Origin of the sequence: Gordonia sp. ABSL11-1 (genome assembly GCF_030315685.1) — a bacterium.
Taxonomy (GTDB): Bacteria; Actinomycetota; Actinomycetes; order Mycobacteriales; family Mycobacteriaceae; genus Gordonia.
In genome coordinates this window covers 58,790-68,640 of the sequence record NZ_JASXSI010000001.1, presented here as the reverse complement: position 1 = coordinate 68,640, position 9,851 = coordinate 58,790, and the positions used below count along the sequence as shown (strand labels likewise).

General features: G+C 64.4%; 6 protein-coding genes and 2 pseudogenes. 2 read left to right on the top strand and 6 right to left on the bottom strand.

What is annotated here, in order from left to right; all coding sequences use genetic code 11:
- Positions 1-64: 64 nt before the first annotated feature.
- Together QSJ19_RS00335 and QSJ19_RS00330 are read left to right on the top strand one after the other, a co-directional pair.
- Complete coding sequence (locus QSJ19_RS00335; protein ID WP_286317703.1) at positions 65-3,010, top strand: DEAD/DEAH box helicase; 2,946 nt, start codon at positions 65-67, stop codon at positions 3,008-3,010.
- Positions 3,007-3,831: a hypothetical protein gene (locus QSJ19_RS00330; RefSeq protein WP_286317702.1), complete on the top strand. Its 825-nt coding sequence runs from the start codon at positions 3,007-3,009 to the stop codon at positions 3,829-3,831. Before QSJ19_RS00335 ends, QSJ19_RS00330 begins: the two co-directional genes overlap by 4 nt.
- 128 nt (positions 3,832-3,959) lie before the next feature.
- Here QSJ19_RS00330 and nrdF read toward each other — a convergent pair whose 3' ends face one another.
- The 6 genes and pseudogenes from nrdF to QSJ19_RS00310 form a co-directional block, all read right to left on the bottom strand.
- Positions 3,960-4,964, bottom strand: a complete 1,005-nt coding sequence (nrdF, locus tag QSJ19_RS00325) for a class 1b ribonucleoside-diphosphate reductase subunit beta (RefSeq protein ID WP_286317701.1) — start codon at positions 4,962-4,964, stop codon at positions 3,960-3,962.
- Positions 4,965-5,012: 48 nt separating this feature from the next.
- Complete coding sequence (gene nrdE, locus QSJ19_RS26710) at positions 5,013-6,914, bottom strand: class 1b ribonucleoside-diphosphate reductase subunit alpha (protein WP_502876074.1); 1,902 nt, start codon at positions 6,912-6,914, stop codon at positions 5,013-5,015.
- A pseudogene (locus QSJ19_RS26705) lies at positions 6,897-7,856 on the bottom strand (Hint domain-containing protein); the annotation flags it as partial. The pseudogene QSJ19_RS26705 and the gene nrdE, both read right to left, overlap by 18 nt.
- A pseudogene (locus QSJ19_RS26700) lies at positions 7,845-8,432 on the bottom strand (ribonucleotide reductase N-terminal alpha domain-containing protein); the annotation flags it as partial. The pseudogenes QSJ19_RS26705 and QSJ19_RS26700, both read right to left, overlap by 12 nt.
- A 59-nt stretch (positions 8,433-8,491) precedes the next feature.
- Positions 8,492-8,977, bottom strand: coding sequence for a class Ib ribonucleoside-diphosphate reductase assembly flavoprotein NrdI (gene nrdI, locus QSJ19_RS00315; protein ID WP_286317698.1), 486 nt, complete (start codon positions 8,975-8,977; stop codon positions 8,492-8,494).
- Positions 8,978-9,084: 107 nt separating this feature from the next.
- Positions 9,085-9,318, bottom strand: coding sequence for a redoxin NrdH (locus tag QSJ19_RS00310; RefSeq protein WP_187583472.1), 234 nt, complete (start codon positions 9,316-9,318; stop codon positions 9,085-9,087).
- Positions 9,319-9,851: the final 533 nt, after the last annotated feature.

The window sequence follows — 9,851 nt, the reverse complement described above, 5'->3', positions numbered from 1 at the left end:
ACGGACTCCTGCCTGGGCGGCCGGGCCTGTCCGACGCCGACGCTAGTCTGGTGGACGATTCTCGATGCCACTCGACGCAGCACGACACATGTCGTCCGAACCCGCCCACACCCTGCCGATCCATGCCCTCTGGCGGCCGGGGGTCGGCCTGGCGCTGTGGTGGACCCGGCCGGACGCAGGACCCGCGGATCTACCCCCGGAGATCGCCGCCCAACTGTCACGGCGTCGCTCCCGCCGTGAGATCCCCCTGATCGGGGCGACCGGCCGTCGAGAGTTCCTGAGCACCATCACCCTGGGCATCGGATCGACGGTCACTCTCCTGGACCTCACCCGCCCGCACGCCGTCAGCGGTGAGATCGCCTGGTATCGCTACCTTCTCGACGGAGTTCGGCGCCACGTCGCGGCCGGCGGGGTCGCTCCCGGTGTCGACGAGATCGACGGTGAGCCGATGCTGCGATGGCACCCGGTCCCCACTCCGTCGTGGCGCAGTTGGATTGCGGTCGCGCACACCACCGCCCCCGCAGTGGTGGCCGACAACGGCGGATCCGACTCGATCGCGGATCTCGTCGGCGAACTCGTCGACCACGAGTGCCGCGGGAGGATCGCGGCGAGCGGCCCCATCGTCGCCGACGATCACGCGGGCGGCCGGATCATCCGCGCACTCGCCGCCGACCCACCTGAGACGACCAAGACGCAGCGCGCTCGGTTGCGCCATGCCGCGGGCACCTGGATGCAGTGGAACACCGCTGCCCCACACGATGACTCGATGGTCGTCCTGCGACTTCACGAACCCGAGGTGGACGACCCCGACGCCGCCGGGACGCGGCGCCCGCACGTGGTCTCGGACGAACCGCTGTGGCGTCTGCAGGTCTGTCGGCGACATGCCGACGGACGCATCATCGGTGTCCAACCGCATCGCCTCGACCAGCACGAACTCGACCGTGTCACCAGCGGACTCGCCACCGCGGCCCGCGCCTTCCCGGAGTTGTCGGGAGCCGAACCCGATCCTCACTCGCTCGATTTCCTGCTCACCACGCCGATGGTCGAGAAGCTGTTCGTCGAGGGAGCCGCCGCGCTCACCGAGGCCGGCTGCCCGGTCCTGCTGCCGCGGACCGTCGCCGAGGTCCGCCCGACACTCGGTCTGCGCGCGCGACCGGTGGCCACCAGCACCGGACGTGCCGCGCAGATCGGCGCCACCGAGATCGACGAGTTCGAATGGCGCCTCGCGCTGGGCGACGATCCGGCGGCCATGACGCTGTCCGACGCCGACCTGGCCGACCTGGCCCGACGACAGAGCGACCTGGTGAGGATCCGCGGGATCTGGGTCCGTGCGGAGGGAGCCGCGCTGACCCGTGCCGCCGCCTTCATCGTCGGTCAACGAGCACAGGCCCGTTCGGATCATCCCGCCGACATGGGTGAACTGTTCAACCTCGTCGTCGATACCGTTCCCGTACCGGTGACATCGATCGAGGGCCTGTCATGGCTCGACGACATCGCCTCCGGTGGTCGGCTCCGGCCCGAGCCGATCACCTCACCGTCGACACTGCACGCCGAACTGCGGCCCTATCAGCAGCGCGGCCTGGAATGGCTCGCCTACCTCTCTGATCATCGGATCGGCGGGGTCCTCGCCGACGACATGGGGTTGGGAAAGACCGTGCAGATCATCGCTCTGCTCTGCCATGAGAGGGCAGCGGGTGCCGCGACGCCCGGGTCGGGCACGCCGACGCTCATCGTGTGCCCCATGTCGGTCGTCGGGAACTGGGAGCGTGAGATCGCGCGATTCGCACCGCATCTGCGCGTCGTCGTCCATCACGGCACCTCCCGCGCCGGCCGCGCCACCATCGGGGAGGTCTTGTCGGGGGCCGATGTGGTCCTGACGACGTTCGCGATAGCCACCCGCGATCGTGACCTCCTCGGTGGCCGACACTGGCGACGTGTCGTCGTCGACGAGGCGCAGCATCTGAAGAATGTCGCCACCAAGGCCGCGAAGGCCGTCCGATCGCTGCCCGCCGATCATCGCGTCGCGCTGACCGGCACCCCGGTCGAGAACCGGCTCGAGGATCTGCGCGCGGTGATCGATCTGGTCAATCCGGGTCTGCTGGGATCGGCCTCCCGCTTCCGCGCACGGTTCGCCGAGCCCATCGAACGGGACCGGGACGAGGCAACGATCCGCCGGCTCACCGCGCTCACCCGGCCGTTCATCCTGCGGCGCGAGAAGACGGATCCGACGATCATCTCCGATCTGCCGGAGAAGACCGACATCACTGTCCGCGCCAACCTGACACTCGAGCAGGCCGCGCTGTACCGCGCAGTGATCGACGAACTCATGGAGGCGCTGCGCAGCAAACAACAGCGCACGATTCGTCGACGCAACATCCTCGCCGCGTTGACACGGCTCAAGCAGGTGTGCAACCACCCGGCCCACTATCTGGCGGACGCATCGGACATGATGCGGCGCAACCGACATCGCTCCGGCAAGGTCGAGTTACTCGTCGACATCCTGACCACCGCGGCCGCCGAAGGCGATCGGGCATTGGTGTTCACCCAGTTCGCCGCGTTCGGCGAACTGCTGTCGGAGTGGTTGTCGCCGATACTGGGCGACCCCGTGCCCGTTCTGCACGGCGGGGTCAACCGGACCGACCGCGACGCGATGGTGGCCCGATTCCAGGCGGGCGGTGGGCCGCCGGCCATGATCGCGACGCTCAAGGCCGGCGGAACAGGACTCAACCTGACGGCGGCCAATCATGTTCTGCACGTGGACCGATGGTGGAATCCCGCCGTCGAGGACCAGGCCACCGACCGCGCCTACCGCATCGGCCAGCACCAGCGTGTGCAGGTCCATCGGTTTCTGTGCGTCGGGACATTGGAAGAGCGGATCGACGAGATGATCGCCGCGAAGCGCGAACTCTCCCGGCTCACCGTCAGCGCCGGTGAGAACTGGATGTCCGACCTCGGCGATGACGAACTGTTCGATCTGTTCCGGCTGCGCGACGAGGCGGTCAGCGAATGAGCCCACGCGGCAGCAGCCGGAGCCGGGCACGGGCGTCCGCGACCCGCGGTTACGGCGTGTCCCGCTGGGGCCGGGCGTTTGTCGACGTCGTCGAGGGCGCTCACACCGGCGATGTCGATCGCCGCCGGATCACGCAGGCCCGACGATACTTCCGCGATCACCATGCCGAACGCGTACGGATCGTCGACGGACGGGTGACCGCGTCCGTGCGGGGCAGTCAACTCGATCCGTTCGAGGTCACGCTGACCTCCCGACCGGTCGACCCCGAGACGGTCGTGTCACTCCTCCGTGATCGCGACGCGACGGGCGATCTGATGACACTCGCGCGCGGCGAACAGCCCACGATTCTGGGCGAACTGATCATCCCGACCGAGTCGGCGGACATCGTGGCGGACTGCACGTGCCCGGACGAGTTTCCGCGCTGCATCCACACGCTGTGTGTCGCCTACGAGGTCGCCGCCGAGATCGACCGCAGCCCAGCGACGTTGCTGACAGTGATGGGCACCGACATCGCTGCACTCCTCGCCGCGGCCTCTGATCGTCCACCCGCGGGTGGCGGTGGGGATCACGACGGTGGGGATCACGACGGTGGAGAACATGACACCGGGTCGTCGGCGATGCCGTCGGTGGACTTCTACGGGACGAACGCGGTGCTGCCGCCGCTGCCCACGCCCGCGCGTACGAACCCGATCATGGACCTGGACCCCGACGCACTGCGCAAGGCGCTGCGCGCGTCCGGGGTGCCGCCGGCCGAGATCGGCGAAACCCTCGACCTGCTCGACGATCTCTACGAACGTCTCCGCAATCCGTCGATCTCGTAGGACAACGTCACCTCGCCGACCGGGCCCCGGAATCTCGCCGATCGTGCCCTGGAATCTCGCCGATCGTGCCCTGGATCTCGCCGATCGTGCCCTGCCGGCGACCCGGAGGTGCCGATGACGATCCGAGGCTAGAAGTCCCAGTCCTCGTCTTCGGTGTTGACGGCCTTGCCGATGACGTAGCTGCTGCCGGATCCGGAGAAGAAGTCGTGGTTCTCGTCCGCGTTCGGTGACAGCGCCGAAAGGATGGCCGGGTTCACGTCAGTCTCGTCCTTCGGGAACATCGCCTCGTAGCCGAGGTTCATCAGCGCTTTGTTGGCGTTGTATCGCAGGAACTTCTTGACGTCTTCGGTCAGACCGACCTCGTCGTAGAGCGCTTCGGTGTAGTCACTCTCATTGTCGTAGAGCTCGAACAGCAACTCGAAGGTGTAGTCCTTGAGTTCCTGCCGGCGCTCCGGTGACTGCACCTCGAGCCCGCGCTGGTACTTGTACCCGATGTAGTATCCGTGGACAGCCTCGTCGCGGATGATGAGGCGGATCAGGTCGGCCGTGTTGGTGAGCTTCGCGCGGCTCGACCAGTACATGGGCAGGTAGAAGCCGGAATAGAACAGGAACGACTCGAGGAGCGTCGAGGCGACCTTACGCTTCAGTGGATCGTCGCCACGGTAGTAATCCATGACGATCTGAGCCTTGCGCTGCAGTTGCTCGTTCTCCTCCGACCAGCGGAACGCCTCGTCGATCTCCTTGGTGGAGCACAGCGTCGAGAAGATGGAGCTGTAGCTCTTGGCGTGCACCGACTCCATGAACGCGATGTTGGTCAGCACCGCCTCCTCGTGCGGAGTGGTCGCGTCCGGGATCAGCGACACCGCGCCCACCGTGCCCTGGATGGTGTCCAGGAGCGTGAGCCCGGTGAAGACGCGCATGGTCAGCTGCTTCTCGTACTCGGTGAGCGTGTTCCACGACGGGATGTCGTTGGACACCGGCACCTTCTCCGGCAGCCAGAAGTTGCCGGTCAGGCGATCCCAGACCTCGGCGTCCTTCTCGTCCGGGACACGGTTCCAGTTGATGGCGGAGACGCGGCTCACGAGTTTGATCGGAGCGCCGTCGGCGGGGCTGTGGCTTTCGGTGGAGGTCATGAGATCATCCCTTGGTGAGATCGGAGAAGGGTTGGGTGACAACGGAACTCACAACATGCAGCTGACGCAATTTTCCACCTCAGTCCCCTCGAGAGCGAGCTGACGCAGACGGATGTAATACAGCGTCTTGATCCCCTTGCGCCACGCGTAGATCTGCGCCTTGTTGACGTCGCGGGTGGTTGCGGTGTCCTTGAAGAACAGCGTCAGGCTCAGGCCCTGGTCGACGTGCTGAGTCGCCGCCGCGTAGGTGTCGATCACCTTTTCGTACCCGATCTCGTACGCGTCCTGGTAGTAGTCCAGATTGTCGTTGGTCATGTACGGTGCCGGGTAGTAGACGCGGCCGATCTTGCCTTCCTTGCGGATCTCGATCTTCGCGGCGACCGGGTGGATCGAGCTGGTCGAGTGGTTGATGTAGGAGATCGAACCGGTCGGCGGCACTGCCTGCAGGTTCTGGTTGTAGATGCCGTCGCGCTGCACAGCGGCCTTCAGCTCACGCCAGTCGTCCTGGTTCGGGATGTGAATCCCGGCCTCGCCGAACAGATCCCGGACCTTCTGGGTCTCCGGCTCCCACAGCTTCTCGGTGTACTTGTCGAAGAACTCCCCGCTCGCATACTTCGACTTCTCGAAGCCGGCAAACGCCTGACCGCGCTCCCGGGCGATCCTGTTCGATGCCCGGAGAGCATGGAACAGCACCGTGTAGAAGTAGATGTTCGTGAAGTCGACACCTTCCTCGCTGCCGTAGTAGATCCGCTCCCGTGCGAGGTAGCCGTGCAGGTTCATCTGCCCCAGGCCGATGGCGTGGGAGTCGTTGTTGCCCTTCTCGATCGACGGCACCGAGGTGATCGCCGTCTGATCGCTGACGGCGGTCAGCCCACGGATGGCGGTCTCGATGGTCTGTCCGAAGTCGGGTGAGTCCATGGCCTTCGCGATGTTCAGCGAGCCGAGGTTGCAGGAGATGTCCTTGCCGATGTGCGAGTAGGACAGGTCGTCGTTGAACTCCGACGCCGTCGAGACCTGCAGGATCTCCGAGCACAGGTTGGAGTGGGTGATCTTGCCGTCGATCGGGTTGGCGCGGTTCACCGTGTCCTCGAACATGATGTACGGGTAGCCCGACTCGAACTGCAGCTCGGCCAGGGTCTGGAAGAACTCGCGCGCCTTGATCTTGGTCTTGCGGATGCGCTTGTCCTCGACCATCTCGTGGTACTTGTCCGTGACATTCACGTCGGCGAACGGCACCCCGTAGACGCGTTCTACGTCGTACGGGCTGAACAAGTACATGTCGTCGTTGTCCTTGGCGAGCTGGAAGGTGATGTCGGGGATCACCACGCCGAGCGACAGCGTCTTGATGCGGATCTTCTCGTCCGCGTTCTCCCGCTTGGTGTCGAGGAAGCGGTAGATGTCCGGATGGTGTGCGTGCAGGTAGACGGCACCGGCCCCTTGGCGCGCGCCGAGCTGGTTGGCGTAGGAGAACGAGTCCTCGAGCAGCTTCATGATCGGGATGACGCCCGAACTCTGGTTCTCGATCTTCTTGATCGGCGCGCCGTGCTCGCGGATGTTGGACAGCAGCAGCGCGACGCCGCCGCCACGCTTGGAGAGCTGGAGAGCCGAATTGATCGACCTGCCAATGGATTCCATGTTGTCCTCGATGCGCAAGAGGAAGCAGTTGTGCACCACTGTTCCACGAATCGAGTAGGTGTGCGTCCCTTCGACATGCAGGTTGTACACCTTCTCCGGCGCCTGGTCGGTGCGGGCGACCTCACGAATTCCGTAGACATGGCGGCCATGGACGACCTGATACGTCGTCCGAAGAGCACCCTTGCGACCGACGTAGTTGTGCAGGTTCTTGCCGACGTCGAAGATGAAGTCCTCGTTGGTTCCGGGAAGCCCGGGAACGAAGACCTGGCCGGTGATGTTTCCGGCTCGATTGACGTAGCGGCGGACCGTCGACATGATGCCCAGTCGGCGCACGATCAGCTGAACCTGGTCGATCAGATCTGGATTGACCAGATCAAGCATCATCCCGCCGGTCGCCGAGCACCCGTCCCCACGGAACAGCCCCATGAGGAGACCGAGTTGGAACTCCCGGTCCGCGGTCAGCACGTCCGCCGACAGAACCTTCGTGCCATAACCCGTGCCGGCGAGCGAAAGCATCAGTTCGGCGACGACTTTGCTGTTGCACACCAGCCGTACCGAATGGTCGGGGGTGCTCTCGTAAATATTCAGGTCTGTCGCGAACACGCGCTTGAACGCGTCCTTGAGATCGTTCTGATAGAACACCTCGTGCGCACCCAACGTGAAATGGACGCCGTTCGGAACCGACCGGTCCGTCGAACGCTTCGATACGTGCCCTTCCGACACGTACCACCCCAGGATGAGCCCGAGGTCGTAGGACTCCTCGACGTAGCGATTGACGGAGTTGAAGCTCTGGCTGTGCCGCTGCTTGTTTCGATGCTTCTTGTCCGTGTTCACCTCCTGAAGCAGGCCGTCGACCTCTTCGTACAGACCTGATCCCACATACTTCATCAGGTCATGGCGACGGACGTCACGGACTTCGGACGGCGCCGTGGTGACGATGAAGTCGGCCGGGTCGACGTCTTGGGCGGGCAGCCAGACGAAGCCGTTGAACCCGTCCGCCCCGTCGCCCGCGATGATGGAGTCCACATCACGAGTCGTCCAGACAAGGATGGGATGCTCCGGCGTGCAGAGGATGGGCTCTTTGTGCCCGAAGTGTGAAATCGACACCAGAGCTTGATCATTGGTGTTCTCGATGAGTTGCTCGACCCGCGCGAACGTGCCATCGTGCGAGAGCACTCGGTCGCCCGGGCGTAACGATTCGATTGCCTTGGGACCATTATCGGTGTCGATAGGCGTGCCGGCCGGGAAGCAGCTCACTGGCTCACCACGCTGCTTCTTGCCCGAGTTGAGGAAGGTCGGGGTGGCCGGCTGGAACCGGCCCTCGATGATCTCGTCGACGAGGTTGCGCGCCAGCGCCGTGTCGCCGTCGGCGAGCGTCAGCGCCACCATGCACACTCGATCCTCGAAGCGCTCGAGGAAACGCTTGCCGTCGAATGTCTTCAGTGTGTAGCTGGTGTAGTACTTGAACGCGCCGAGAAATGTCGGGAAGCGGAATTTCTTCGAGAAGGCATGTCCGAAGAGCAGTTTCACGAACTCGCGGTCGTACTTGGCCAGTACCTCGGGCTCGTAGTAGTTCTCCTCGAGCAGATAGTCCAGCTTCTCGTCGAGGTCGTGGAAGAAGACCGTGTTCTGGTTGACGTGCTGCAGGAAGTATTGGTTGGCGGCCTCGCGGTCCTTGTCGAACTGGATGTTGCCGTCCCTGTCGTACAGGTTCAGCATCGCGTTGAGCGCGTGATAGTCCAGCTCACCGGGCTCATGCCCGGACGGGCCGGGATGCACGCCGGACTTGCTGGCCGAGGCGGTGTCCGAGACGGGTGCGACGGTTGGCGACACGAAAGACTCCTGCAGCTAGATGGTGGTATTTCGAAAGGTACTCGCGGGGACCGACAGCTTCAGCCGCGTGACGCGGTGAGCTCGACCCGGTCCGGATGGGTGAACGCGGGGGTCTGCGCGAACTCGGTCAGGCCCTCCCGCACGCGATCCACGTCGTCGGCGGTGCCCATGAGCTCGAACCGGTACAGATACGGCACATGACATTTGCGCGAGACGATGTCGCCGGCGAGGCAGAACTCCTCACCGAAGTTGGTGTTCCCGGCCGCGATGACGGCACGCAGACGTGACCGGTTGTGGACGTTGTTCAGGAACTTGATGACCTGCTTCGGCACGTACCCCGCCCGATCGCCGGTCGCCTTGCCCCCACCGTAGGTGGGCAGGATCAGCACGAACGGTTCGTCGACGGTGAACGACGACGGATCGCCGAGAACCGGGATGCGCCTGGCGCACACGCCCAGCTTCTCGACGAACCGGTGCGTGTTCTCCGAGACCGAGGAGAAGTAGACGATCAACGGCGTCGAGACCGACGTCGGCGAGGTCTGCATGACGATCGACCTCCCGTATTGCTGAGTGGTTGGTGATATCTCGCGATCACGTGCCCGTCACCGCTGTCCCCGACCCGACTTCCCCATCAGGTCGACGATGGGTCGCCTCAGGCGGCGGCGGTCGCGAGGGCCTTGATCCGGTCCGGACGGAAGCCCGACCAGTGATCGTCGCCGACGACCACCACGGGAGCCTGCAGGTATCCCAGTGCCATCACGTAGTCACGCGCCTCGTCGTCCTGGCTGATGTCGACGACCTCGTACTCCAGCCCCTGCTTGTCGAGGGCCTTGTAGGTCGCGTTGCACTGGACGCAGGCGGGCTTGGTGTACACGGTGATGGCCATCGAGGTTCTCCTTGTGCGTTCTGGCTGTCTGCTGGATCAGGCTGGTCTGCTGGTCGGTGTTCGCGGTTCCGGCCCGCGGTCCCGGGTCATCCGAGGGGCGAGGACACCCGCGTCGGAGTCATGTCGAGTTGTCGTCTGTCGTCGTGCACTGCTGTCGCCGGCACCGACCCGGCAGGGCCGTCACCGTTCATCCCGGCGGATGAACCCGTCACCTTCGTGCGTCTGATGACCACGGACGGGTGGACCCGTCCTGTTCAACGCTGTGCGGTGACCAACACTTTCCCAACGTGAAGATGGTGACCCAGATCACCGACTTCCAGGCGTTTCCCGCAGAATCACATCGATGTACGTAACCCGCCCTGTTGGTGTTCAAAACACTACACCTAGTGCCCGACAATTGGCACCACCACTAGAAGTTGTGAATAACATTCGTGAAAGTCGCAGGTCGCAGGCATGTGCGATCGTGAAGCCGGGCGTGTCCGGCGTGTCGTCCACAGGTTGTCCCCCGACCGTCCACAAGGTCTCCGCAGATC